At 62.2% G+C, this 26,515-nt stretch carries 22 protein-coding genes; 10 read left to right on the top strand and 12 right to left on the bottom strand.

Features of this window, described 5'->3' with window-relative positions; translation table 11 throughout:
- Positions 1 to 12: 12 nt before the first annotated feature.
- From deoC to ACO07N_RS12745, 9 genes are all read right to left on the bottom strand, one after another.
- On the bottom strand, positions 13 to 789 hold the full coding sequence (gene deoC / locus ACO07N_RS12785) for a deoxyribose-phosphate aldolase (protein WP_421981381.1): 777 nt from the start codon (positions 787 to 789) through the stop codon (positions 13 to 15).
- Complete coding sequence (locus tag ACO07N_RS12780) at positions 789 to 1,595, bottom strand: purine-nucleoside phosphorylase (RefSeq protein ID WP_421981380.1); 807 nt, start codon at positions 1,593 to 1,595, stop codon at positions 789 to 791. Before ACO07N_RS12780 ends, deoC begins: the two co-directional genes overlap by 1 nt.
- Before the next feature lie 15 nt (positions 1,596 to 1,610).
- Positions 1,611 to 2,003, bottom strand: coding sequence for a cytidine deaminase (locus tag ACO07N_RS12775; protein WP_421981379.1), 393 nt, complete (start codon positions 2,001 to 2,003; stop codon positions 1,611 to 1,613).
- Complete coding sequence (locus ACO07N_RS12770; protein WP_421981378.1) at positions 2,000 to 2,968, bottom strand: ABC transporter permease; 969 nt, start codon at positions 2,966 to 2,968, stop codon at positions 2,000 to 2,002. Before ACO07N_RS12770 ends, ACO07N_RS12775 begins: the two co-directional genes overlap by 4 nt.
- A 2-nt stretch (positions 2,969 to 2,970) precedes the next feature.
- Positions 2,971 to 4,077, bottom strand: coding sequence for an ABC transporter permease (locus ACO07N_RS12765; protein ID WP_421981377.1), 1,107 nt, complete (start codon positions 4,075 to 4,077; stop codon positions 2,971 to 2,973).
- Positions 4,074 to 5,624, bottom strand: a complete 1,551-nt coding sequence (locus ACO07N_RS12760) for an ABC transporter ATP-binding protein (protein ID WP_421981376.1) — start codon at positions 5,622 to 5,624, stop codon at positions 4,074 to 4,076. The genes ACO07N_RS12765 and ACO07N_RS12760 overlap by 4 nt, the downstream gene beginning before the upstream one ends.
- Before the next feature lie 66 nt (positions 5,625 to 5,690).
- On the bottom strand, positions 5,691 to 6,686 hold the full coding sequence (locus ACO07N_RS12755; RefSeq protein WP_421981375.1) for a BMP family lipoprotein: 996 nt from the start codon (positions 6,684 to 6,686) through the stop codon (positions 5,691 to 5,693).
- Between the two features lie 90 nt (positions 6,687 to 6,776).
- The gene (locus ACO07N_RS12750; RefSeq protein WP_421981374.1) at positions 6,777 to 7,775 is read right to left on the bottom strand and encodes a BMP family lipoprotein; all 999 of its coding nucleotides are present in this window, start codon (positions 7,773 to 7,775) and stop codon (positions 6,777 to 6,779) included.
- Between the two features lie 68 nt (positions 7,776 to 7,843).
- On the bottom strand, positions 7,844 to 8,827 hold the full coding sequence (locus tag ACO07N_RS12745) for a sugar-binding transcriptional regulator (RefSeq protein ID WP_421981373.1): 984 nt from the start codon (positions 8,825 to 8,827) through the stop codon (positions 7,844 to 7,846).
- Positions 8,828 to 9,377: 550 nt separating this feature from the next.
- Between ACO07N_RS12745 and ACO07N_RS12740 the strand changes: the two genes are divergently transcribed.
- The 4 genes from ACO07N_RS12740 (at position 9,378) to hrpB (ending at position 14,366) form a co-directional block, all read left to right on the top strand.
- Positions 9,378 to 10,229 (top strand): DUF1194 domain-containing protein, encoded by an 852-nt coding sequence (locus ACO07N_RS12740; protein ID WP_421981372.1) that lies wholly within the window; start codon positions 9,378 to 9,380, stop codon positions 10,227 to 10,229.
- Positions 10,230 to 10,414: 185 nt separating this feature from the next.
- Positions 10,415 to 10,846, top strand: coding sequence for a methylglyoxal synthase (locus ACO07N_RS12735; protein ID WP_421981371.1), 432 nt, complete (start codon positions 10,415 to 10,417; stop codon positions 10,844 to 10,846).
- Positions 10,843 to 11,883 (top strand): glucokinase, encoded by a 1,041-nt coding sequence (gene glk / locus ACO07N_RS12730; protein WP_421981370.1) that lies wholly within the window; start codon positions 10,843 to 10,845, stop codon positions 11,881 to 11,883. Before ACO07N_RS12735 ends, glk begins: the two co-directional genes overlap by 4 nt.
- A gap of 11 nt (positions 11,884 to 11,894) precedes the next feature.
- A complete protein-coding gene (gene hrpB / locus ACO07N_RS12725; protein WP_421981369.1) occupies positions 11,895 to 14,366 on the top strand; it encodes an ATP-dependent helicase HrpB in 2,472 nt (823 codons plus the stop codon).
- 318 nt (positions 14,367 to 14,684) lie between these two features.
- Here the strand turns inward: hrpB and putA are convergent, their stop codons facing one another.
- Positions 14,685 to 17,825 (bottom strand): bifunctional proline dehydrogenase/L-glutamate gamma-semialdehyde dehydrogenase PutA, encoded by a 3,141-nt coding sequence (putA, locus tag ACO07N_RS12720; protein ID WP_421981368.1) that lies wholly within the window; start codon positions 17,823 to 17,825, stop codon positions 14,685 to 14,687.
- A 140-nt stretch (positions 17,826 to 17,965) separates the two neighbouring features.
- On the opposite strand from putA, the gene ACO07N_RS12715 reads away from it, so the two are divergent.
- The 4 genes from ACO07N_RS12715 (at position 17,966) to ACO07N_RS12700 (ending at position 22,179) form a co-directional block, all read left to right on the top strand.
- Positions 17,966 to 18,421 (top strand): Lrp/AsnC ligand binding domain-containing protein, encoded by a 456-nt coding sequence (locus ACO07N_RS12715; protein WP_306141277.1) that lies wholly within the window; start codon positions 17,966 to 17,968, stop codon positions 18,419 to 18,421.
- A gap of 115 nt (positions 18,422 to 18,536) precedes the next feature.
- Positions 18,537 to 19,754, top strand: a complete 1,218-nt coding sequence (locus ACO07N_RS12710; protein WP_421981367.1) for an ABC transporter substrate-binding protein — start codon at positions 18,537 to 18,539, stop codon at positions 19,752 to 19,754.
- 4 nt (positions 19,755 to 19,758) lie between these two features.
- On the top strand, positions 19,759 to 21,459 hold the full coding sequence (locus ACO07N_RS12705) for an ABC transporter permease (protein WP_421981366.1): 1,701 nt from the start codon (positions 19,759 to 19,761) through the stop codon (positions 21,457 to 21,459).
- Between the two features lie 6 nt (positions 21,460 to 21,465).
- On the top strand, positions 21,466 to 22,179 hold the full coding sequence (locus tag ACO07N_RS12700; protein WP_421981365.1) for an ATP-binding cassette domain-containing protein: 714 nt from the start codon (positions 21,466 to 21,468) through the stop codon (positions 22,177 to 22,179).
- Between the two features lie 4 nt (positions 22,180 to 22,183).
- Here the strand turns inward: ACO07N_RS12700 and bfr are convergent, their stop codons facing one another.
- Entirely contained in the window at positions 22,184 to 22,669 is a 486-nt protein-coding gene (bfr, locus tag ACO07N_RS12695; RefSeq protein ID WP_319385769.1) for a bacterioferritin, read from the bottom strand.
- Between the two features lie 15 nt (positions 22,670 to 22,684).
- Complete coding sequence (locus ACO07N_RS12690; RefSeq protein ID WP_421981364.1) at positions 22,685 to 22,927, bottom strand: (2Fe-2S)-binding protein; 243 nt, start codon at positions 22,925 to 22,927, stop codon at positions 22,685 to 22,687.
- 125 nt (positions 22,928 to 23,052) lie between these two features.
- Here ACO07N_RS12690 and ACO07N_RS12685 point away from each other — a divergent pair, with 125 nt between their 5' ends.
- Together ACO07N_RS12685 and ACO07N_RS12680 are read left to right on the top strand one after the other, a co-directional pair.
- A complete protein-coding gene (locus tag ACO07N_RS12685; RefSeq protein WP_421981363.1) occupies positions 23,053 to 23,811 on the top strand; it encodes an SDR family NAD(P)-dependent oxidoreductase in 759 nt (252 codons plus the stop codon).
- 181 nt (positions 23,812 to 23,992) lie between these two features.
- Positions 23,993 to 26,428, top strand: a complete 2,436-nt coding sequence (locus ACO07N_RS12680; RefSeq protein ID WP_421981362.1) for a methyl-accepting chemotaxis protein — start codon at positions 23,993 to 23,995, stop codon at positions 26,426 to 26,428.
- Positions 26,429 to 26,515: the final 87 nt, after the last annotated feature.

Raw genomic sequence — 26,515 nt, 5'->3', positions numbered from 1 at the left:
TTTTTGGTGCCGTTAATAGCCTTGGGCCGGTGCCGGCTCCGTGCCCTCGATCGTCGCGATCAGGGCGTCCAGGAGACCGCTCGCCCCGAAGCGGAAGGTGGAGGCGGACGCCCAGTTGTGCCCGAGGATCCGGTCGGCAAGCGCGAGATAGGCCTCGGCATCCTCGCTTGTCCTGATGCCACCGGCCGGCTTGAAGCCGATCACCCGTTCCGCGTTGTCGCGGCGGGCCTCCTCGATTGCGGTGAGCATGATCTCCGCCGCTTCAAGAGTTGCGTTGACCTTGACCTTGCCCGTGGAGGTCTTGATGAAGTCGGCTCCGGCGGCGATGGCAACGTTCGACGCCGCGTGGATCAGAAGCGGATCCCTGATTTCGCCCGTCTCCAGAATGACCTTCAGGATGGCCGGTGCGGGAATGGCTTCCTTGACCCTGATGATTTGCTCTTCAACGAAGCCCTTGCGGCCCGCGACAAAGGCCTCGTAAGCCATGACGTGATCGATCTCGTCGGCACCGTCCTCGATGGCCTTGAGCGTTTCGGCGACGACCGCGCCGGTCTCCACGCCGCCTTGCGGAAAGTTCACCACCGTTGCGACCTTCACGCCTGTCCCGGTCAGTTCCTTCGCAGCCTGCGCAACGAAACGCGGCCAGACGCAGACAGCGGCGACCGAGCCATGATCGGTGACGGTGCGTTCCGTCAGCTTCGAAATGTCGTCCGGCGTGCAATCATCATTCAGGTTGGTCAGGTCTACCAGCCCGAGAGCCCGTTTTGCGTTTTCAATCCTGTCGCTCATCAACCGACCTCCTTCACGAATGCCCGTACCAGCTGCTTCATGCGTTCCATGCCCGTCAGCGCGACGCTCTTGGTTTCGTCGTGGGACAGTTCGTGGGTCTGCATTCCGGCACCGTAGTTGGTGATGATCGACATCGCGACCACGCGCAGTCCCAGGAACCTTGCAACAATGACTTCCGGTACGGTCGACATGCCCACGGCATCGGCGCCCAGCATCCGCGCGGCGCGGATCTCCGCCGGGGTTTCGAACGAAGGCCCGGAGAACCACATATAGACACCGTCCGCGATCGGATCACCGGTCTCAGCGGCAACCTTCTTCATCGCCGCCTGCAGGTCCTTGTCGTAGGCGGCGCTCAGATCCAGAAAGCGCTTTTCGTTTTCTTCGCCGATCAACGGGTTCTTGCCGGACCAGTTGATGTGATCGGAAATCAGCATCGGCGAACCGGGGGCGACCTCCTCCCGCAGCGAACCAGCGGCATTGGTTGCCAGAAGAATATCGCAACCAAGTTCTTTCAGGGTCTCCACAGGCGTGCGCATGACCGTCGGATCGCCGCTTTCGTAATAGTGTGCCCGTCCGGACAGGATGACCACCGGAACACCGGCGAGCGTTCCGGCGACGAGTTCGCTGGAATGCGACGTCACGGTGGACACCGGGAACTCCGTCAGGTGTCCGTATGGTATCCGGACAGCATCCTCGACTTCCTCGGCAAGGGCGCCGAGGCCCGAACCGAGGATCATGCCAATCTTGTAGGAACCCTTGCGGGCCGCACGGACGATGTCAGCGCATTCACGGCCGTAACCACTCATGGTGGGTCAGTCCTTCTATTTTTGCTCGAGTTCAAAAGCGGCAGGCAGCAGTTCCTCCAGCGTGAAACTGCGCTTGATGCCGTTCAGGTCTGCGACATGGACAACGAGATTGTCCGTGCCGAATTCGGCGAAACACTGGCGGCAGACACCGCAAGGCGTGCAAAGGGCCGCGTCGCCGACAACCACGGCCTCCTCGATCTCCCGGTAACCGGCGGCGATCATGGCGCTGACCGCGCCCCCCTCGGCGCAAACGCTGACGGGGTAGGAGGCGTTCTCGACATTGCAGCCGGTAAACACCGTCCCGTCCGGCGTTCTGAAGGCAGCCCCGACGAGAAAGTTCGAATAGGGGGCGTAGGCCTTTTCGCGGACTGCCTTCGCAGCATCGAAAAGCGCGTCAAGATCGCTCATGACCGCTCCTTGAGATACGGGATACCGGCCGCCTTCGGCGGGATCGCCTTGCCGATGAAGCCGGCCAGCAGGATGACCGTCAGAATGTAGGGCAGAGCCTGGAAGAACTGCACCGGGATCTCGCCGACACCGGGAAGCTCCTGTCCCTGCATGCGGATCGCGACGGCATCGAGGAAGCCGAACAGGAGGCAGGTCATCATGGCGCTTGCAGGCCGCCACTTGGCGAAGATCAGCGCGGCAAGTGCGATGAAACCCTTGCCGGCGGTCATGTTGACGCCGAAACCGGCGCCCTGCGCGATGGAGAGATAGGCCCCGGCAAACCCGCACAGGATGCCGCAGGCAATCACGGCGCGATAGCGCAGCCAGGTTACCGAAATACCGGCGGTATCAACAGCCGCCGGGTTTTCGCCGACCGCGCGCAGGCGCAAACCGAAGCGCGTCCGGAACAGGATCCACCATGTCAGCGGCACCGCCAGGAACGCGGCGTAGACGAGGATGTTGTGGCCGGACAGAAGCTCTGAATAGATCGGCCCGATCACCGGGACGTCGCGCAGCTGCTCGGACATCGGCCAGGCAACGTCAGTAAAGCGGCCGCCTTCGGGAAGGGCCGGCGTGCGCCCGCCCTGGCGGAACCAGGTCTGGCCGAGAAGTGCCGTCAGTCCGGCGGCCAGAAAGTTGATGGCGACACCCGACACGATCTGGTTGCCGCGGTTGGAGATCGAGGCAAATCCGTGCAGCAGTCCGAGGGATACGGACACGCCGATACCGGCGAGCAGACCAAGCCAGGCATTCGCGGTGATATAGGCCACCGCCCCTGCCCCGAATGCCGCGCCGAGCATCTTTCCTTCCAGGCCGATGTCGACGACGCCGGAGCGCTCCGAGTAGAGTCCGGCAAGGCAGGCAAGCAGAAGCGGCGTAGACAGGCGAACGGTCGAGTCGAGGATCAGGATGAAATCTTCAAACATGATTACGCCTCCTTGGCCTTGAGTGCCTGGGAAGGCGTGAACAATTTGATGATCGCGGGCCGGAACATGTACTCAAGAGCGCCAGCAAACAGGATCACGAGACCCTGGATGACGATGATCATGTCGCGCGTGATGTTGGGCATTTCGAAGGAAAGCTCGGCCCCGCCCTGGTAGAGCATCCCGAAGAGAATGGCTGCCAGAATGATGCCGACCGGATGCGCGCGGCCCATCAGGGCAACGGCAATGCCGACGAAACCATAGCCCGTCACAAAGTCGATCAGGAGACGGTGCTGCGACCCCATGATCTCGTTGATCGCCATCATGCCGGCCAAACCGCCGGAGATCAGCATCGTGATGACGATCGTGCGTACCGGCGAAATGCCGGCATAGACAGCTGCCGTGGCATTTGCGCCGAAGGACCTGATTTCAAAGCCGAGCTTCGTGCGCCAGATCAGGAGCCAGACAAGCAGACAGGCACCCAGCGCCAGGAAGAGCGACAGGTTGACCGGCGCATAGCCAAATCCGAAAGACGGGAAAATGTCATTGAGGAACGGCAGGCGGCCGCCGTCTTCGAAGGTTCTGGTCTCCGGCTGCATCGAGCCCTGCTCCTTCAGCATGCCATTGAGCAGATAGACCATCAGCGACGACGCGATGAAGTTGAACATGATCGTGGTGATCACGACATGGCTGCCCCGGGTTGCCTGCAGCCAGGCCGGAATGAAGGCCCAGGCAGCGCCCGTCAGGGCCGACCCGATGACGGCAAAAGGCAACGTGACGTACCAGGGCACAACGCTGTCGAACGCCAGGCAGGCAAACGCGACGCCCAGGCCGCCGAGATAGGCCTGGCCCTCGCCGCCGATATTGAAGAGACCGGCATGAAAGGCGACCGCGACCGCCAGTCCGGTGAAAATGAAGTTGGTTGCGTAGAACAACGTGAACCCGATGCCCTCGCCGTAGCCGAGCGAGCCCCAGACGAGGATCTGCACCGCTTCAAGCGGGTTCTCGCCGATAAGGACGACGACCAGACCCGACACGAGAAACGCGGCGGCAAGGTTGAGGAAGGGAATGAGGCCGAGATCGACCCAGCGTGGAAGCTGACCGGCAGTCATTGCACACCTCCTTGCGCGGACGGGGTATTGTCGACGCCGGCCATCAGCAGGCCGAGATCGCCTTCTTCCGCATTGGCTCCGCGTTCGCCGACGATCCTGCCGTCGAACATCACCAGGACCCGATCGGACAGCGCCCGGATCTCGTCGAGTTCGACCGACACCAGCAATACGCCCTTTTGGGCGTCGCGCAGTTCCACCAGCCGCCGGTGGATGAACTCGATCGCGCCGATGTCGACACCGCGCGTCGGCTGACCGACCAGAAGCACTTCCGGGTCCCGCTCGATCTCGCGCGCCAACACGATCTTCTGCTGGTTGCCACCTGAAAAATTCGCGGTCTTCAGCATCGGGTTGGGTGGGCGGATATCGTATTTCTCGATTTCGGCGACCGCGTTTTTCTTGATGGTGCCGAGATCCATCAACAGGCCTTTGGAATAGGCCGGATCGCGGTGGTATCCGAGGATGGAGTTTTCGTATTCGGTGAAGCTGTTGATCAGGCCCATCCGGTGCCTGTCTTCGGGAACGTGCCCCATGCTCTTCTCGCGCATGTCGGCAGCATCAAGCGTGCTTGTGCTGAGGTCGATCGTTTCACCGTGGATCTTCAGGGTGCCGGTGGTCGCGCGGCGGATGCCGGAGAGCGTTTCCAGAAGTTCGGACTGGCCGTTGCCGGACACGCCCGCAATGCCGACGATTTCGCCGGCCCGGACCGAAAACGACACGTCCTTGACCACCTGAACGCCGCGGCTGTCGGTCACGGTGAGGTTGGATACTTCCATCACCGGCGCTTTCGGTTCCGCGGGCTTCTTGTCCACCCGCAGCAGCACCGAGCGGCCGACCATCAGTTCGGCGAGTTGCTCCATGGACGTGTCCTTCGTTTCCACGGTCGCCACCATCTCGCCGCGCCGCATGACCGAGACCGTGTCCGTGATCGCCATGATTTCACGCAGCTTGTGCGTGATCAGAAGAACGGTCTTGCCTTCGTTCCTGAGGACTTCGAGGATCTTGAAAAGGTGGTCCGCTTCGGCCGGTGTCAGCACGCCTGTCGGCTCATCGAGAATGAGGATCTCGGCGCTGCGGTAGAGCGCCTTCAGGATCTCGACCCGCTGCTGCAGGCCGACGGGAAGATCTTCAATCAACGTGTCGGGATCGACCCGCAGTTCGTATTCCTCCTCCAGGCGCTTCAGCTCGGAGCGTGCGCGAAACAGGCCTCCGGCGAGCAGCTGGCTGTCCTCGGCACCCAGCACGACATTTTCCAGGACGGAGAAATTGTCCACCAGCATGAAGTGCTGGTGAACCATGCCGATCCCCATGGCGATCGCCGCCTTGGAATCGGGGATCGTCTGTTTCGTCCCGTCGATGAGAATGTCTCCGTCATCGGCGTGATAGAAGCCGTAAAGGATGGACATCAGGGTGGACTTGCCTGCGCCGTTTTCCCCGATGATGCCGTGGATGGACCCTTTCTTCACGACAAGGTCGATGTCCTTGTTCGCGTGAACCGGGCCAAAACGCTTGTTTATTTTTCGCAGCTCGATTGCCGGCGTTTCGCTCATGCCTTCCCCCAGGCCCGACGGTTGTTTCCTGTCATTCTTCCTGCCCCCAGTCGGCGCATCTGCGGATCAGAGCGGACACGCGCCTTCGCTCACCACATCATGCACCTTGATCCGGCCCGCGGAAATGTCGGCGACCGCCTTGTCGGCAGCGGCTTTCATGTCGTCCGAAACGAGATCCGCGTTGTTTTCGTCCAGCACCCAGTCCATGCCGCCCTCGGCGAGACCGAGCACCTGGATGCCCGGTGCGAAAGTGCCGTCCCGGGCGGAGATGAAACTGTCGAACACCGCATTGTCGACCCGCTTGCGGATCGAGGTCAGCACCTTGCCGGGATGCAGGGCGTTCTGGTTGCTGTCCGTGCCGATCCCCAGGATATCCGCATCCGCAGCGGCCTGGAGTACGCCAAGCCCCGTTCCGCCGGCGGCCTGAATGATCACGTCGGCGCCGCGCTGGATCTGACCGATCGCAAGTTCGCCGCCGCGCACCGGGTCGGTGAAGGCCGCAGGCGTGTCCCCGGTCATGTTGAAGATGACGCTGACATCCGGGTTCGCGGCCTGTGCACCCTGCTTATAGCCGCACAGGAACCGCTGGATGATCGGAATGTCCATGCCGCCGACAAAGCCGATGGTTCCGGATTTCGTCGCCATAGCCGCAAGGAGACCAGCGATATAGGCTCCCTCCTGTTCCTTGAACACGTAGGAGCGCACGTTCGGCTGGTCGACGACCATGTCGACGATCGCGAAATCGGTCTCCGGAAAGTCCGGCGCGACCTGACCGAGCGCGTTGGCCTGATTGAATCCGATCGCGACCACCGGTTCGCTGCCGCGGCTGGCAAAGTTCCGCAGGGCCTGCAGGCTCTGGGAATCCCGTTCCAGGGCAAACTCCCGCACCGCCGCACCGGTTTCTTCCTGAAACCGCTGCACGCCCGTGTAGGCACTTTCGTTGAAGGAGCCGTCGAACTTGCCGCCGACGGAATAGACGATCGCGGGATCCGCGAAGGCAGCCGACGCGGTGAATGCCGCGGCCAGGGCCGCTGTAAACAGTCCAGTTTTCAAGCTGATCATCCGATCCCCCGGCAGAACGTTTGGGCGGCAGGTGATATCAGGTGGATGCCTCCGCGCACCTGGGCGCGGAGGCTGAGTTTTCGAGAACCCTCAGTTCGGGCAGGATTCGTCGGACATGTAGTCGTGGACGACGATTTCGCCGGAGATGATCTGCTGGCTCGCCTGCTCGACGGCGGCTTTCATCTCGTCGTTCACGAGTTCCGCATTGTTGTCGTCCAGCGCCCAGTCGACGCCGCCTTCCTTGAGGCCGAGGACTTCGAAGCCGGAGGACCAGCTGTCGTTTTCCGCGTCTTCGAACGCTTGGTAGACGGCAATGTCGACGCGCTTCAACATGGAGGTCAGGACGGAGCCGGGATGCAGTCCGTTCTGGTTGCTGTCGACGCCAATGCCCAGCTTGCCGGCATCAGCTGCCGCCTGAAGAACACCGATGCCGGTGCCGCCGGCTGCGTGATAGACCACGTCGGCGCCGCGGTCGAACTGCGACTTGGCCAGCTCACCGCCCTTGACCGGGTCGTTCCAGGCCGCACCGGTGGTACCGGTCATGTTCTCGAACACCTCTGCATCGGGGTTGGCGGCTGCCACACCCTGCTTGTAGCCGCAGGCGAACTTGCTGATCAGCGGGATGTCCATGCCGCCGACAAAACCGACCTTGCCGGTCTCGGAGGCCATGGCTGCCAGAAGACCGACGATGTAGGAGCCTTCATGCTCCTTGAAGAGGATGGAGCGGACGTTGGGCAGGTCGACGACCATGTCGACAATCGCGAATTGCGTGTCCGGGAATTCCGCCGCGACCTTCTCGACCGCGTTGGCCTGTGAGAAGCCGATGGCGACGATCGGGTTCATGCCGCGCTTGGCAAAGTTGCGCAGGGCCTGTTCGCGCTGGCTGTCGTTCTGGATCTCGAAATCGCGGTACTCGATGCCGTAGTCCTGCTTGAATTTCTCAGCACCGGTGTAGGCTGCCTCGTTGAACGACTTGTCGAACCGTCCGCCGAGATCGTAAAGCACGGCCGGCTTGGTTTCAGCCGCTGCGGTCGCGACGGTAAAGGCCAGTCCGGCAAGCGCCGTGCCGATGGTTAGAAGCTTCTTCACGTTTATGTCCTCCGACATGCGGGGGCCTGCTTTTTGTCAGACCCGTTTCCCCTCGTGACCCAGCCGCTTTATGCGGACTGTGCCAGTTGCAATCCGGCCTTCGCACTCAGAGCCCTCGCAAGGGTCTCGTCCGTGACAAGGTCGGTAATGACACCGGTGCGCAGTGCGGCAAGGGTTGCATCCACCTTGCTCAGCCCGCCCACCAGCGCAATGACGCGGCGCCCGCGCACTTCGTCGAAGTGCAGACCCACGGCGCAATCGCCGAGCGAATTGGGAGCCAGTTTTCCTTCAATCGTCAAAAAGCGGCCCATCAAATCACAGACGGCGCCGCATGACATCAATTGTTCCTGTTCCTGCTTTGAAATCATGCCGCGCTGGACCAGGTGCCCCTCGTTCTCGACCGAACCGATGCCGATCAGGAAGGCATCGGACTGGCGCGCACGCGCCATCAGATCCTGGACACTGCGCTGGGTCAGGAACATGGCCTTTTCGTCGGGATTTTCGGCAAAATACGGTACGGGCAGATAGTAGCCGATCCCCCCCGTGCGTTCCTGCATCTTCTGAACGATATCATAGGGGTTCGCGGCCAATGTGCGCGTCAGCGAGCCGCAGATGGACATGATTTCCAGATCCTGGCGCGCGGTCTTGGGCAGGGCCTCGACCGAGGCCTTCATGGTGCGGCCCATGCCGACACCGAGACGCTTGACGCTCGGGCCTGACAGCAATCCGGTCAGGAACTGTGATGCCGAGACGGCGACGGCGCGCAGAACCCCTTCATCATCTCCACCACCAAGATCGGGCGCGATGATGCAGTTGGTGAGGTCGAAGAAACGCGTGAGTTCCTTTTCCAGCTGCAGGCATTCCATCGGCCTGCCGTCGACCTGAAACTTTACGTAACCTGCTTTCTGGGCATGCGCGATCAGCCGATGCACCTTGGCCGGCGATACGCCCAGCTGAGACGCGATTTCGCCCTGGGTGCGGCCGCCCACGAAAGACAGCCACGCCGCCCGGATGGCCATGTATGATGTCCAGTCGTCTTCGTGCGCCTGCATGTTACGTCGACACCTTCCCACGGCCGGATCACAAATGCTCCGAACCCGCCAACGAATCCGGCCCTTTCAACGGGCCCTTGTTTTCTTCCGGTACGATTTTTCAGATCATGCCGAAAAATTCTTCACCAAGTGAGAATTTATTCAGATCATGACCAGTGAGCGCAGGTTCGTCAACCAAAAAAGCTCCCGAATTTTGAGCAGAATGCTTCATTTCAGGGCATTTATGCAGCTTAGCCCAAAAAATCCGGCCCGGCAGTTTTTGCCGCCTGATGCCGGAAACGTGACGGCACCCGGCAAAATCTGCCTAGCAATCCGGCAGAAAGTTCCTATCTGTGGAAGATACGCACTCCGTGCACATTTGATTTTGCCAGTTAATTTGATTTCAGCTAGATTTGGCACGTAGCTTGCTAAGTAAATCCTGAAACAAACCCAAGGCGATTCGCACGCGTTCGCAAGAATCACAAGGACTGTAAAGACGAGTAACAGAACAACAAAATAACACTGGGGAGACGTGGCAACACGGTCGAAAGGCCGGAATAAGGAGAAAACAATGCGTCTCGACATAATAAAAGACTGTGCACTGACAGTAGCGAAAGTGCTGTCCCTTCCAGCAGCGGCCATGCTGCTCATCCTTCCCGCCGAAGCCCGGGACCTCCGGCCGGCGATGCCTTCGACTGCAAATCTCTCGTACGATCCGGCCAACGAGGTCGACGTGGAACTCGTACTCGCGGTTGATATCTCTCAATCCATGGACACCGAAGAACAGGAAATACAGCGGGCGGGCTATGTCGCCGCGCTGACCTCGCGCGAGTTCATCGATGCCATCCAGGTCGGCCCGATCGGCCGCGTCGCCGTGACCTACATGGAATGGGGCGGTGTCGACGAACATTTCATCGTCGCGGACTGGACCGTCGTGAAGGACGCGGCAACCGCCTCGCATTTCGCGTCCAAGATCGCCGAAGCGCCCCTCAGGCAGGTGCAGCGGACGTCAATCGTGTCGGCGCTCGAAAAATCCGTCGAACTGGTCCAGACCAACCAGTATATGGGGTTGCGCCGCGTCATCGACATTTCCGGGGACGGCCCGAACAACCAGGGTGGCTCCGTTACGGAAATGCGCGACCGCATGGTTGCCGCCGGCGTGACGATCAACGGCTTGCCGCTGATGATGAAAACGAACAAGAACTCCTGGCAGGCCATGCTGAACCTCGATCACTATTATGAAGACTGCGTGATCGGCGGTCCCGGCTCGTTTGCGATCCCCGTCCGGTCGAAGGAAGGGTTCGCCGATGCCATTCGCATGAAGCTCGTCCTGGAAATCGCCGGGCTGCACCTGAAGGAACCCGACCCCTACTTCCGCCGCGTGTCAGGGCGTGAACCGGTCCGGTGCAACCTTTTCGACTAAGCCAGCCACGTCTTCTCCCTATCGACTGCCGCGCTCCGTGAAGGGCGCGGCTTTTTTTTGTCTCCCGAATTTTTTCGCCGGAATCGCGCCTTTCCGCAATCTTCTGGCGGTTCCCCCTTTGCGCGCAGCCCACTTTGCGGCTAATAACCAAGCCGCCCACCGGTCTTGCCGTGAGAGGAACCCGAATGCCAGCCACGCCGACACTTGCCCTTGTTGCGCATGACGCAAAAAAGGATGTGATGGTGGACTTTGCCCTGCGCCACCGAGAAAAACTGGCGGCGTTCAACCTGGTCGGGACCGGCACGACCGGCGGCCGCGTGCTGGAGGCCTGTCCGGAACTCAGGCTCGAACGCCTGAAGAGCGGTCCTCTCGGCGGAGACCAGCAGTTGGGCGCGATGATCGCGGAAGGGAAGCTGCAGGGCCTGTTTTTCTTTGTCGACCCCCTTTCCCCGATGCCGCATGACGTCGATGTCAAGGCGCTGATGCGGCTGGCCCTGGTCTACGACATTCCCATGGCGCTCAACGAATCCACGGCGGACATCCTGCTCCGGTCAGCGCGCCTGCAGGGCCTTCAGACAACATCCGATACACCTGAGGTCGGTACGTCCAAGTCATGAATTGCAAGCCAGGTTCCAAATCCTTCGCGTATCCTGTTCTCGTTGCCGATATCGGCGGCACCAATGCCCGTTTCGCGCTTGTCGACAGCAGTGACGCGCCCACGCGCATGTGCGGCAAGACGGCGACAGCCGATCATCCGGACATTTCCTCCGCCATACGTGCAGCCGTGTTTCCGGAAGCCGAAGCGCGGCCCCGGACAGCGATCATTGCCGTTGCCGGCCCGGTAACCGGCGATGCCATCCCGCTGACCAACGCCGCCTGGGTCATCGAACCCCTGAAGATGATCGCCGATCTCGGTCTGGAAGAGGTTGTGGTTCTCAATGACTTCGAGGCGCAAGCGCTTGCCCTGCCGGGATACAGCGGCAGCGATATCGAACAGGTCGGGACCGGAGCCATCCGCGCAAACAGTGCCAAATTCGTGCTCGGTCCCGGAACCGGGCTCGGTGCAGCGGCAATGATCTTCGCGGCCGGAACCTGGGTTCCCGTACCCGGCGAAGGCGGACATGTCGAACTCGGACCGGTGAGCGAAGAGGATGTCCAGATCTGGCCGCATATCGAGCGGGTCGGCGGGCGCATCGGCGCGGAGCAGCTTCTGAGCGGGACAGGATTGCCGCGTCTGGCACGGGCCGTCGGCGTCTGGATGAAGGCCGAACGGTCCTTCGACACGCCCGCCACGATCACGCAGGCGGCCGAAGACAATGATCCGGTCGCTGTCAAGACGCTCAATATATTTGCCAGAAGCCTGGGACGCGTTGCCGGTGATTGCGCTCTTACCGTCCTTGCGCGCGGCGGTGTCTACCTGACCGGGGGCATCACGCCCCGCATCACGCGGTTTCTGACCGATGGCGATTTCAGGTCCGCTTTCGAGGCCAAGTCACCTCATGAAACGCTGATGGGCAAGATACCGACCTTCATCGTGCGCCATCCCGATCCGGCGCTTGAAGGGCTCGCCTCCTTCGCACGCGAACCGAACGCCTTCGCGGTCGACATGCAGGGACGGCAGTGGACAGCCGACAGCACGTCACCTGCAGCCTAGAGCGCTAGGTGATGGCCGGGTCCCGCATCTTCTCGTCGAGACTTCCGATAGACGCGGTTCTGCCGGACCTTCTGCACACGCTCGAAGAAAGACCGAACGCGGTCCTGGTTGCCGAACCGGGTGCGGGCAAGACGACACGCGTTCCGCTCGCCCTCCTGGATGCGCCCTGGCGGCAGGACGGCAGGATCCTGGTTCTGGAACCGCGCCGTCTTGCCGCGCGCGCGGCGGCGCGGCGCATGGCGGGCGAACTTGGCGAACGGCCGGGAGACACGGTCGGCTACCGGGTCCGCATGGAAACCAAGGTCAGCTCCAGAACCCGCATCGAGGTGATCACCGAAGGGGTGTTCACGCGGCTGATCCTCGACGATCCGGAGCTGACCGGCGTTGCCGCGGTCCTGTTCGACGAGTTTCACGAGCGCTCGCTCGACGGGGACCTCGGGCTTGCTCTGGCGCTCGATGTGCAATCGGCGCTTCGCGAAGACCTGCGCCTCCTGCCGATGTCGGCAACGCTTGATGCCGCCTCCGTTTCCAAACTGCTCGGCGACGCGCCCGTCCTGGAAAGCAAGGGGCGGAGCTTCCCGGTCGAAATGCGCTATCTGGGCCGCGATGCCAAGGACAGGATCGAACAGCAGATCGTCCGTGCCATCAACCAGGCCTTGCGCGACGAGACGGGTTCGCTGCTGGTCTTTCTCCCCGGCCAGGGCGAAATCAGGCGTGTCGCCGACCTGCTTTCCGGCAAGGTCCCGGCACATTGCACCATCGCGCCACTCTATGGCGGGCTGGACGCAAGATCACAGGATGCGGCCATCCGGCCTGCCGAAAACGGGACCCGCAAGATCGTGCTCGCCAGCGCCATCGCCCAGACGTCGCTGACGATCGAAGGCGTCCGCGTCGTGATCGACAGCGGTCTCGCGCGCGTTCCCAGATACGAACCCCAGACGGGCCTCACGCGTCTTGAAACGGTGCGCGTGTCGCGCGCTTCCGCGGACCAGCGGCGGGGACGCGCGGGCAGAACTGAACCCGGTGTCTGTTATCGTCTCTGGGATGAAGCCCAGACGGCGGCTTTGCCAGCGGCCGAGGCTCCGGAAATCCAGGAGGCCGATCTGACCGGCCTCGTTCTGGATCTCGCTGCCTGGGGAGCGCTCGAACCGGGAAGCCTTGCCTTTGCGGACCCGCCGCCGGCAGCCGCCTGGAAAGAAGCGAAGTCCCTTCTGGTGGATCTTCACGCAATCGACGCGGCCGGTCACTTGACGCGCGCGGGCAAGGCGCTCTCGAAGCTGCCCCTGCATCCGCGCCTTGCGCATATGGTGATCGAGGGCGTCGGCCAGCGGCTCGGATACACGGCGGCGCTCGTTGCCTTGTGTCTCTCCGAACCGGGTCTCGGCGGACGCGATCCGGATTTGCGCGCGCGGCTTCGGGCCTTGCGCCATGACAAGGGGCAGCGCGCGAAGGATGGCCGGGCCCTGGCGGCAAGGTGGCACAAACTGGCCGGGGGTGACGGCACCGATATCGACATTGAGAGCGCGGGGCTTTTGCTTGCGCTCGCCTATCCGGACCGGGTTGCGCAGGCGCGCGGGCAGACCGGCCGTTTCCGCCTCGCCAACGGACGCGGTGCGGAGCTGGAGCCGGAACACGCTCTTGCCGGGGAACGGTTCCTCGTCGTCGCGGACATTCAGGGCAAGGCCGCCAATGGCCGCATTCAACTGTGCGCACCAATTTCAAGGGAAGAGATCGAGGATCTCTTTGCCGGAGACATCGTCGAGGAAGACGATGTTCAGCTGACGCCCGACGGCGCGCTCAAGGCCCGGCGCGTCACCCGCTACAAGGCGGTGGAACTGCAGACAGCCGCGATAAAGTCCGCTTCCCCCGAGGCCATCGAAAAGGCCCTCGTGAAGGAGATCCGCCGGCGCGGCGTTGCCCGGCTGCCCTGGAGCAAGGAACAGGACCGCCTGCGCAAACGGGTTGCCTACGCGCGGGACAACGGCGCGGCCGATCTTCCCGAACTCGGTGACCAGCATCTCCTGGAAACGCTTGAAGACTGGCTGCAGCCGTATCTGTCCGGGCTGACGGCGATCAGCGCTGTCGACGCCGGGGTTCTCGGAAACGCGCTTGCCGGACGTCTGCCCTATGACGCATCGGCGCGACTGGACACTCTTGCGCCCTCGCATTTCACCGCTCCGACCGGCAGCAAGGTGCCGATCGACTACGGCGCCGCGGCCGGGCCGACGCTCTCGATCCGCGTCCAGGAACTTTACGGTGTGACGCAGCACCCGAGCGTCTGCGACGGCAAGCTGCCGCTGATCCTGGAACTGCTGTCACCGGCGCAACGTCCCATCCAGGTCACCAGGGACCTGCCGGGCTTCTGGGCAGGGTCGTGGGCGGATGTGAAAGCCGACATGAAGGGCCGCTATCCGAAACATCCCTGGCCGGACGACCCGACAGAGGCAGAAGCAACAAGGCGGGCGAAGCCGAGGGGGACGTGAGCTTTTGCACCTGCCTTTCCTTCGAGACGGACCCGCCGGTCCTCCTCAGGATGAGGTGGTAGGACGGTGCCGCCGGTCCCGGTTTCGTCATTCAGATGTGGCGGAGCGAAGATCCGGGTGAAGAACGAGGGCTGATGCGCAAGCGCCGAAGCGAAAGTCCCCTCTCCCGGTGGGAGAGGGTCAGGGTGAGGGATCAGACGACTGACTATCCCAGCGCGTTTTGTCCCCTCACCCGGCGCATGCGCGCCGACCTCTCCCCAGGGGAGAGGTAAGCGACACCCTGTTCAAATGGATTGTTCGACGACGATCAGAAGCGTTTCAATCGTCGGAGGCTGCGACGAGGCTGGCGTTGCCGCCGGCGGCGGCCGTGTTGATGGAGACGACCTGTTCCAGTGCGAAACGGGTCAGGTAGATCGGACCGCCCGCCTTCGGCCCCGTTCCGGACAAGCCCGAGCCACCGAACGGCTGCGTTCCGACAACCGCACCGATGGTGTTGCGGTTGACATAGACGTTGCCGACGGAAAGACGGTCGACAACCTTCTTGACCGTCGCGTCGATGCGGCTGTGAACGCCGAGGGTCAGCCCGTAGCCGGTGGAGGCGATCTGGTCGAGCACGCTGTCGATGTCGCCTGCCTTGTAGCGCACCACATGCAGGACCGGGCCGAAGACCTCGCGGGTCAGCGCGTCCGCGCTATCCAGCTCGATGATGTGCGGCGCGACCCAGGAGCCGTTGGCGAGGTCTCCCGACGGTATTTTGCCGGCAAACCGCAGAGTCTGCGTGTCGCTCATGTCGTGGATGTGGGACATGATGTTGTCGCGTGCCTCGTCATCGATCACCGGGCCGATATCCGTTGACGGCTTCCGCGGATCTCCAAGACCGAGTTCCTTCGCCGCGCCTTCCAGCATCGCCAGCAGCGTATCGGCGACATCGTCCTGGACGTAGAGCAGGCGCAATGCCGAGCAGCGCTGGCCGGCGGAGCGGAAGGCGGACATCATGACATCGTCGCAGACCTGTTCCGGCAGCGCGGTGGCATCCACCAGCATGGCGTTGATGCCGCCGGTCTCGGCAATCAGCGGCACGATCGGTCCGCGTTTGGCCGCGAGCGTTCCATTTATGGCCCAGGCGGTCTCGGTCGACCCCGTGAAGGCGACACCCGCGACGGCGGGATGTGCGGTCAGGGCCGCGCCGATATCGCCCTCGCCCGGCACCAGGAAAAAGGCATCTTCGGGAATGCCGGCCTGGTACATCAGTCTGGCGGTTTCAAAGGCGATCAACGGCGTTTGCTCCGCCGGCTTGGCAACAACCGCGTTGCCGCCGAGAAGCGCGGCACTGATCTGTCCGAGGAAAATGGCGAGCGGGAAATTCCATGGCGAAATGCAAACGAAGACACCCCGGCCGCGGTAGCGGTAGCGGTTCTCCTCGCCGGTCGGCCCCGGCATCAGCCGGCCTTCGCCGAACAGCGTTCTGGCCTCGTTGGCATAGTAGCGGCAGAAGTCGACCGCTTCGCGGATTTCGGCAATGCCGTCCGGAAGGCACTTTCCGGCTTCCATGGAAAGGATCATCATCAGCCGGTCGCGGTTTTCCTCCAGCAGGTCGCCCAGCCGTTCAAGCGCCGCCGCCCTTTCGTTGACGGGTTTGCGTGACCAGGCCTCGAAACCCTTCCGGGCCGTCTCGATGGCCTTGCGGGCCGTCTCGGGGTCGGCGAACCGGACCGTGCCGACCCTTGTCGTGCCGTCCATCGGTGCGAAAACCGGGTGCGCTTCACCGCGCGGGACGAGGCCCTTGCCGAGCGGGCCGGCCTCCGTGAACGGTGCCTGCGTCCGGGCCATGCCCTCGACAAGCGCATTGCGTTCGGCCGCGCAGCCGAATTCGACCCCTTCCGCGTTGCGCCGGCTGTCGCCGTAAAGGTCGATCGGCAGGGGAATCGAGCGATTGACCGCATGGTGGCCGTTGTCGAGGATTTCAGCTGGGCGCTTCAGCGTGGATTCAACGGAGACGGAGGCATCGCCGACAATCGTCACGAAGGACGAGTTGGCGCCGTTTTCAAGAAGACGCCGCACAAGATAGGCAAGGAGATCCTTGTACCCGCCGACGGGGGCGTAGATCCGGGTCGGAAAGCCGTCGCGCTCGCAAACGGACTTGTAGAGACTTTCGCCCATGCCGTGGAGACGCTGGAACTCGTAGCCTTCGGACGATCCGCCGGCAAGCTCGATGATCTGCGCGACCGTCAGGGCGTTGTGGGTGGCAAATTGCGGGTAGAGAACATCCCTGGCCGCCAGCATGCGCTTGGCGCAGCACAGGTAGGAAAGGTCCGTCGCGGCCTTGCGGGTGAAGACCGGATATCCGTCGACACCCTCTTCCTGGGCCCGCTTGATTTCCGTATCCCAGTAGGCGCCCTTGACCAGGCGGACCATCAGCTTCCGGCCTGTCTTGCGGGCGGCGTCGACGAGCCAGTCGATCACGTCGGTGCCGCGTTTCTGATAGGCCTGGACCGCGAGGCCGAATCCGTCCCATCCTTCGGTCACCGGATCGGCGAGCAGCGCGGCGATCACATCAAGCGAAATCTCGAGCCGGTCGGCCTCCTCGGCATCGACCGTGAAATTGAGGTTGCGGTCCTTCGCCATCTGCACGAGTTCCCGCAGTTTCGGCAGCAGTTCGTCCCGGACGCGTTCACCGTTGACCGCTTCATAGCGCGGATGCAGCGCGGACAGCTTGACGGATATCCCCGGACGGTTGGGCAGATCTTCATCGCCTGCAGATTTCCCGATGGCTTCGATGGCGTTGGCGTAAGACCGGAAGTAGCGCTCGGCGTCCTTCGCCGTGCGGGCGCCCTCGCCCAGCATGTCGTAGGAATACCGGTAGCCCTTGGCTTCCTGCGCCTTTGCGCGCTCGAGCGCTTTCTGGATCGTTTCTCCCAGAACGAACTGATGTCCGAGAAGGGTCATGGCCTTGCGCGTCGCAACGCGCACGGTCGGCATGCCCATCCGCTTGACGAGGCTGGACAGGATGCTTTGCGGCGTATCGCCGGGATGAAGCAGGCGGGAGGTTACGCCCAGCGCCCAGGAAGAGGCGGAAACGAGCCACGTGTCGGACTTGTGGCCGGACGGGTCGTCAAACCGGGCAGCGGCCAGCTTGTCTTCAATGAGCTTGTCAGCGGTGCTCGCATCCGGCACGCGCAGGAGCGCCTCGGCCAGCACCATCATGGCAAGACCCTCGCGGGTCGTCAGGCCAAACTCCCGCATGAAGTCCTCAACGCCGCCAAGACCGACCTGAACGACGCGCATGTCGTGGATATAGCCGCGCGCGCGCTGATCGATCAGTTTCTCCACGACCGGATCCCCGGCGGCATCCTTCAGCATCGCCTCCACCGTTTTCCGTTCGTCGGGGGCATAGGCGGATCGGAACGGCACCAGGTCGGCATCGTTCATCGTTGTCACTGCGGCAGCGGCTGCGGTCATGAGCACCTCCCAAAACGCCTCAACAGGCGCATCCAAACTATTTCCCTAAAATAACGGAATTCGTACGGATATTTTCACTGTTTTTTGGCTTCAATTCAGTTTATTCTCCGCTAAAATTGAAATTTTCAGGGAATTCCCCAATGCTCAATGCTACTGACCGGAGAATTCTGAAGGTGCTGCAGGAAGACGGCCGCGTCACCAATACGGACCTCGCAGAGCGGGTCAGCCTCTCGCCGACGGCAACGGCGGAGCGCATGAAGCGTCTTGTCCGGGAAGGGTATATCGAAGGTTTCTCGGCGACACTCGATCCAAGGAAGGTCGAGCGCGGCCTGCTGGTGTTCGTCGAGATCCGTCTTGAAAGAACGTCGCCCGAAATCTTCGATGCGTTCAAGCGTGCGGTCGAACGCGCGCCGGACATCCTTGAGTGTCACATGGTGGCCGGCGGGTTCGATTATCTGATGAAAAGCCGTGTCAGGGACATGGAAGCCTACAGGGCCTTTCTGTCCGACGTGGTTCTGGCCCTCCCCGGCGTGCGCGAAACACATACCTATGCCGTCATGGAAGAGATCAAGGACACGCATATACTGCCTGTCTGATGGCCTTACCCGGGGCCGTTTCGACACGCCTTATTCACAAAGCCTTGTGTTGACCGTGCCGGGCCGGATGCGCGAGGGAACGGGCAGCAAAAAAGAACCAAAACTGGGGACATGGATGAAGCGACTGCTTTCCACCGCCACCGGCCTTGCCGGGCTCCTTCTTGCCACTCTTGGGGCGCATGCCCAGGATCAGGACTGGCAGGCCGTCCTTGACGATGCCAAGGGACAGACCGTCTACTTTCATGCCTGGGGCGGAGAACCGCGCATCAATGCCTACATCCAATGGGCGGCGCGCGAAGTCGAGCGCGACTACGGCGTCCGTATCGTCCACGTGAAAGCGAGCGATACGGCGAATGTGGTCTCGCAAGTGCTTGCGGAAAAGTCGGTCGGCAAGGAGAACGGCGGGGCGGTCGACCTCATCTGGATCAACGGCGAGAATTTCGCGTCGATGAAGAAGAACGGACTTCTGGCGGCCCCGGGCTGGGCGCAAACCCTGCCCAACTGGCAATATGTCGATGTCGAGAACAAGCCGACCGTCACCGTCGACTTCACCGTTCCGACCGACGGCCAGGAAAGTCCGTGGGGCATGGCCAAGCTCGTGTTCATGTATGACAGCGCCAGACTGGAGACGCCGCCGTCCGATCTGAGCGGGTTGCTGGACTATGCAAAAGCGAACCCCGGACGGTTTTCCTACCCCCAGCCGCCGAATTTCTACGGCACCACCTTCCTGAAACAGGCGCTTGCCGACACGGTTGCGGACACGTCTGTCCTGTCGTCCCCCGTGGATGAAAGCACGTTCGAGGAAACGGTCGCGCCGCTGTTTGCCTTGCTGGACGACCTGCACCCCCATTTGTGGCGGCAGGGACAGGCTTTTCCGAAGAACGCGGCCGACATGCGCCAGCTGCTGGCCGACAGCGAGCTGGATATTGCCTTTTCCTTCAATCCGGGTGACGCCTCCGGCGCGATTGCAAACGGGGAGCTGCCCGAAACCGTGCGGACGTTCGTGTTCGATGGCGGCACGATCGGCAACACCCATTTCGTGGCCATCCCCTTCAACAGTTCCAACAAGGCCGGCGCGAAGGTCTATGCGAATTTCCTGCTGAGCCCCATGGCACAAACGCGCAAGCAGGAGCCCGAGATCTGGGGCGATCCGACCGTGCTGAACGTCGCCGCGCTGCCTGCGAACGAGAAAGCTCTGTTCGATGCGATGGATCTGGGGCCCGCAACACTGGCACCCGAGGAACTCGGGCCGGTCCTGCCGGAACCGCATCCAAGCTGGGTCGCCGCACTGGAGGAGGCGTGGACCGCGCGCTACGGCGCCGGCAGCGAGTAGGCCATTGCCGGCACAAGGCCGCATATTCAACATTCCGACCCTGGTCGTGGTGAGCCTGCTGGCCGGCCCGGTTCTTGCCGGTCTGGCAGGGACCATCCTGCCCGCCTTCGGGTATCTGCCGGTGCTGGGCTACACGTCGTTTTCGCTCGCTCCGCTGCACAGTCTTCTGGAGATGCCCGGGCTATCAAGCTCGGTCCTGCTCAGCTTCGGCACCGGACTGGCCGCATCGCTCCTGTCGCTAATCATCGTGCTGGTCTTCACCGCCGGCTGGGCAGGCACCCACACCTTCCAGCGTGTGACCCGCTTTCTGTCACCGCTTCTTTCCGTTCCACATGCCGCCGCGGCGATTGGACTCGCGTTCCTGATTGCGCCATCCGGTTTCCTCGTCCGCCTTTTCTCGCCGTGGGCGACCGGATGGAGCAGGCCGCCGGACGTGCTGATCCTGAACGATCCCGCAGGACTCGCGATGACCTTCGGGCTCGTTGCAAAGGAGGTCCCTTTCCTGTTCCTGATGACACTCGCAGCGCTCAACAGGCCGCATATCAAGGACTTTTACAAGGCCGGAGCGAGCCTCGGCTATGGCCGGATGAGCGTCTTTTTCAAGGTGATCCTGCCGCAGATCTACCCGTTGATCCGCCTGCCGATGCTGGCGGTGATCGCCTATTCGACCTCAGTGGTTGACGTTGCGCAAATCCTCGGACCCACGACGCCACCCCCGCTCGCACCCCGTCTCGTCGCCTGGATGAACGATCCCGACCTGAGCAAACGGCTGATGGCGTCCGCCGGTGCCCTTTTGCAGCTTCTGGTCAGCGCGTCCGCCTTGCTGACCTATCTTGGCATCGAACGCCTCGCAGGGCTCTGGCAAACCTCGCGCTACGCTAGCGGTCACCGCCGGCGGCGCGACTTTCCTGTCCGGCAGGCCGGCCTCATTCCGATGATCCTGATTGTTGCCGTCATGACGTCGTCCATGGTGCTGCTGGCCATATGGACGGCGGCAAGGTCCTGGTGGTTCCCCGCCGTCCTGCCGCAGACATGGAGCCTCGGGCGCATGGCGGACGCCTTCGGCATGGGAGCACCCGCACTTGCGGCAACGCTCGCCCTTGCCTTTGTTGCGGCGGGCGCAGCCACGGCACTCGCCTTGTGGCTGCTCGACGCACGCAGTTTCCGCAACCTCCCGGCGCGGGGACGTCTCAACATCCTGATCTTTCTTCCGCTGCTGCTGCCGCAGATCAGCTTCCTGTTCGGGCTGCAGATGCTGTTTCTTCTCGGTGGCCTGAGCGGGACGTTCCAGGCGGTCCTGCTTGCCCATCTCGTGTTCGTGTTTCCCTACGCCTTTCTCGCCCTGAGCGATCCCTGGAACCGGCTCGACCCGCGCTACGCCAAGGTGGCCATGTCCATGGGGGCATCCAGGTTCAAGGTATTCTGGCAGATACGGCTGCCGCTTCTGCTGCGCCCCGTCCTGGTGACATTCGCCGTGGCGGCCGCCGTCTCCGTCGGGCAATATCTTCCAACGCTGATGATCGGGGCGGGACGCGTGGTGACCGTGACAACGGAAAGCGTAGCGCTGGCCAGCGGCGGCAATCGCCAGGTCGCCGCGCTCTATGCGGTTCTCCAGCTGATCATTCCGCTCGCCGTTTTTGTTGTCGCGGCCCTGGTGCCTTCTCTGGTATTCAGAAACCGTGCCGCGATGCGGCTGGAAAGGTAAAGGCGGATGGGCGCACAAGAAGACACATCCGGCCTCGTTCTGGAGGCGGTCTGCCTCCGTCTGGACGGGGCACCGCTCATCAGCATCGACTGCCGGATCCGGCCGGGAAGCATCCTGACCATCATGGGGGAAAGCGGCAGCGGAAAGTCCAGCCTGCTGGACTTCATCGCCGGTTTCCTGAAGCCGGACTTCCAGGCGGAAGGCAGACTTTTCCTGGACGGTGAGGACCTGACCGAGCGGCCCGCACAGGAGAGGCATATCGGGCTGATGTTTCAAGCGCCCCTGCTCTTCCCGCACATGTCGGTGTTGCAGAACCTGCTGTTCGCGATTCCGGCCTCGGTGAGCAAGCGGTCCGAAAGGGTGGAAATTGCCCAGAAAGCGCTTGAAGACGTCGGTCTTGCGGGATTTGCAGGGCGCGATCCGGCGACGCTTTCAGGCGGGCAGCAAACACGTGTCGCCCTGATGCGAACGCTGCTCGCAGACCCGAAAGCGCTGCTGCTCGACGAGCCTTTTTCGAGCCTCGACCAGACCCGCAGGGCCGGTGTCCGCAATCTTGTGTTCCGCCTCGCGCGGGAAAAGAACCTGCCGGTGCTTCTGGTGACCCATGATCAGGACGATGCAGTGGCAGCCGGCGGCATGATCCACTATCTCGATGGCCGGGACCCCGGCACGGGATGCTCAGGTTCCACACGGCCGCAGCCGGTCTCGGCTCAAAGCTGACGCGTCATTCCGCCTGGTCGGCCGACTTCGCCTGCAGCAGGGAGTAGTTGTCGATGCCGATCCGCTCGATCAGGTCGAGCTGGGTTTCCAGAAAGTCGATGTGGCTTTCCTCGTCGCTCAGCAGCTTCTCGAAGAGTTCCATGGAAACGTAGTCGCCGAGGTCGCGGCAAATCTCTCGGGCTTCGTGGTAGAGGGCCCGCGCGACATATTCCGCCGCCAGATCTCCTTCCAGGCATTCCTTGACATTCTGCCCGATCCTGAGCGGATCCAGCGTCTGCAGGTTCGGAAGACCTTCCAGGAATATGATCCGGTCCATGAGGTCCTGGGCGTGCTGGCGCTCCTCGTCGGCTTCTTCCAGTTCCTTGTCGGCGAGCTTGCCGAAACCCCAGTCGGCGAGGAGCCGCGCATGGACCCAGTACTGGTTGACCGCGGTCAGTTCGTGACGCAGAGCCTTGTTCAGGTATTCGATTACTTGTGCTTCACCCTTCATCAGGCTCTCCTCTTCCTATCGGCCCGCGGCGCGTTTCAGGGTTGCAGGTCCGGCCTCGGCACCACCTGCTTCTTCAGACCCCTTTTCATGAATGATGTCAATCACGGACGGAAAACAGCTGCCGCATCTCGGCCGGCAGCCCAGATGCCGGAACACCGCCCCGGGCGTCGGCACCTTGCCGTTCGGGTCGGCGCGCATTTCTTCCGCCGCTTCACGAAGCTGCTTCTCAGAAAGGACATTACAGGAGCAGACGATCATTGTAGGGTTCGCACAGGGTCCGGTTATCCGACCATATTGGCATTCGGGGTTTCATGCGCAATAACGAAACCCTACTATAAGAGTCAACTTTTTCCGACTCGTCCCTCAACTGACAGGAAACCGACATGAGCGGCCAGGACACATCCGACACCCGCCCGACACTCGTCCTGACCGGCGCAAGCCGCGGCATCGGGCACGCGGCCGTCAAGCGGTTTTCCGCGGAAGGCTGGCGCGTCATCACCTGTTCGCGCCAGGCGTTTTCGGACAAGTGCCCCTGGCCCATGGGACCGGAAGACCACATTCAGGTCGATCTGTCGGATCCGGAGAATCTCGGGTTCGCCGTTCAGGAAATCCGAAAGCGTCTCGAGGCGAACGGCTCACGGCTGAATGCTCTGGTGAACAATGCCGGCATCAGCCCGAAGGGGTCCGAAGGAGAGAGGCTCAATTCGCTTAACACGGCAATGCACGAGTGGCGCACCGTCTTCCAGGTCAATTTCTTCGCGCCCATCCTGCTCGGCCGCGGCCTGTTCGAGGAACTGAAGTCCGCCGGCGGCTCGGTGGTCAACGTCACATCCATTGCCGGGATGCATGTCCATCCCTTTGCGGGCACCGCCTATGCGACCTCGAAGGCCGCCCTGGCCGCCCTGACCCGCGAGATGGCCGCGGACTTCGGACCGCACGGCATCCGCGTCAACGCGATCGCGCCGGGCGAGATCGACACGTCGATTCTCTCGCCGGGAACCGAGAAGCTGGTGGAGGATATTCCGCTGAGGCGACTGGGCCTGCCCGATGAAGTTGCCGACACGATTTTCTATCTGTGTTCCGAGCGTAGTTCTTACGTTACGGGATCCGAAATCCATATCAACGGCGGACAACATGTGTGAAAATCCGGCCAAAAAGGTCTTTTGCCGTTTTTGACAAAAAGAAATGTCGGCGAATACGCATTTATTACAATCAATATGTATACCCCCGGGGTAGAAATACGTATCCAATTTACGCAAAATTCATTGCTTCCCGCGACACTCCCTGCAGGGAAACGCTGTAATACAGCCATGCGGGGATCGTATGAAACAGATTCTGAAATCTTTGGTCGACCTGAAGTTCGGCTTCAAGGTCGGTGGCGGCTTCTTCGCCGTTCTGCTCCTGACAGCCGTTGTCGGAGCCGTCGGCTACTTTGCCATCCAGAACCTCTCGTCCAGTTTCGTGGTTGCCGATCATGCGGCCAAGGTCGCCGGCCAGGTGCAGGCAACCTCGATCAAGCGGGAAGACTATCTCAACAACCCGTCAGCGGAGTTGAGCGAGGCTGTCAACCAGGAGATCGGAAAACTCAACACCTCCCTGGAGGAGCTTGGGCACGAAGTCGCGGGCAATCCGGATGCAGCCAGCCAGGTGGCAGGCGCCCAGGAGGCCGTGACCAAGTTCGAGACGACGTTCGGTGAAGTGGTGGCGCAGACCAACCAGCAAGCGGAACGCCTTTCTACCCTGCGCAAGAGCACAGCCGATCTCGGTCAGCTGGCCTTTACCATCAGCGATGCCGTGCTGACCGAGGAAAAACAGGTCAGTGCAGAGGCGTTCTCCGCGGACAGCCGCCTTGACGATGCCGCCGCCATCCAGCGCGGGATCTTCGAACTGAAGGACGGCGTCACGCAGATCCAGCTTCTTTACCTGGAAGGCAACGGCAACCTGCAGGGCGACGCACTGCAAAGCGCCATCCAGATCGCGAGCGAACTGGTCGCATCGGCAAAACAGATCCGGATGAAGCAGATCGAGGGCATGCAGCCCAAGACGCTGGCGCAACTTGCCGCCAAGACCAAGAATCTCCTTGCCGTCGTTGAGAACCTCAACAGGGAGCTTGGTTTCTCGGAAGGCTACGAGGCGCGTCTTGCCGTTGGCACGGGCATTGAAGAAATGGATGCGCAGACCGACGAGGTTCTGACACAGATGGCCCCCGTCGTCGAGACGGCAAAGAGCGACGCCCTGACAGCGTCGACGCGGCTCGCCACGATCCGTGCGATCTCGGACAAGGCGAAATCGCTGAGCAAGGCATCGGAGTCGGCGCGCGCTGAATTGCTTTACCTGTTCGGATCCTTCGGGGTCGAAGACCAGACAGCCGTTGAGACCCAGATTTCGAACCTGGTGGCGCTCGAGGCAGAACTCGTCAAATACGCAAAGGTCCTTCCCTCCGCGGCGGAAGCCATCGAGGCAATCGCAACATCGGTCGCGACGCTCGACAAATCCTTCAAGGAAATGCTGACGGCGAAGACCGAACTTCTTGCAAAGCGCCAGCAGCTTGACAGCCTGACGCGTCAGGTCAGCGGCGACATTGCCGCGATTTCCAGCGAACAGTCCAAGGTGGCCAACAGCGCCGCAGGCTCCGCAGAGCTGCAGATCATCATGACGATCCTGCTCGCGATCCTCGGCGGTGTCGGCCTTGCCTTCATCCTCAACATGGCGATCACCAAACCGATCCAGACAATCACGAATGTCATGGACAGGCTCGCCAACGGCGACAATGAAGTCGACATTCCGGGCATCGAGCGCGGCGATGAAATCGGCAACATGAGCCGCACGGTTCAGGTCTTCCGCGACAATGCGGTCGAGCGTGCGCATCTGCAGGAGCAGAACGCCCACGAGGAAGAAGCCCGTCACGCCCGTCAGCAGAGGGTCGACGATCTGATCAACGGCTTCCGCGCAACCGCCGAAGAAGCCCTGGGGTCCGTTGCCTCGACGGCCGGCGGTCTCGACAACACCGCCCAGGCATTGACCGAAATCGCGCGTGACAGCGCCGGCTATGCGAACGAGACCCAGTCGTCGTCCAACGAGACCACGACGAATGTTCAGACGGTCGCCAGCGCCGCGGAAGAGCTTGCCGCCTCCATCGGCGAGATTTCCCGGCAGGTTGCGCAGACCACGGAGATCGTGGGACGCGCGACAACCGGGACACGGGAGACCAACGAAAAGGTCGAAGGTCTGGCAGAAGCCGCCACCAAGATCGGTGAAGTGGTCACGCTGATCCAGGCCATTGCCGAACAGACCAACCTGCTTGCGCTCAACGCGACCATCGAAGCGGCCCGCGCCGGCGAAGCGGGCAAGGGTTTTGCGGTTGTGGCCGCAGAGGTGAAGGAACTGGCGACGCAGACATCACGGGCAACCGAGGAAATCAGTTCCCAGATCACCGAGATCCAGAACGCCACGAAGGAATCGGTCGTCGCCATCGGCGCGATCGCCGAAACCATGAACGAGGTCAACAGCTACACCACGGCGATTGCGTCCGCGGTGGAAGAGCAAGGCGCGGCAACTGCGGAGATCTCGCAGAACGTCCAGCGTGCCGCTCAGGGCACCGGTGCCGTGTCCTCGTCCATGACCCAGCTTTCACAGGCTGTCGACCAGACATCCTCCTCGGCCGACATGGTGCTGTCCGCATCCGGAGAGTTGACCGAAAAGACCGACCAGCTGAAGCAGGAAGTCGAACAGTTCCTGTCGGAGGTCGCCGCAGCCTGATCAACCGGGCCATCCAATATCGGGGCGGAGTGCCGGGCACTCCGCCCTTTTTCGTTCTCCGGCCCGCTCGGTGATTGACCTTGCCCG

The organism is Roseibium sp. (assembly GCF_965229775.1).
Lineage (GTDB): Bacteria > Pseudomonadota > Alphaproteobacteria > Rhizobiales > Stappiaceae > Roseibium.
Note: the sequence above shows the minus strand (reverse complement) of the source record. Positions and strands in the feature narration are given on the sequence as shown.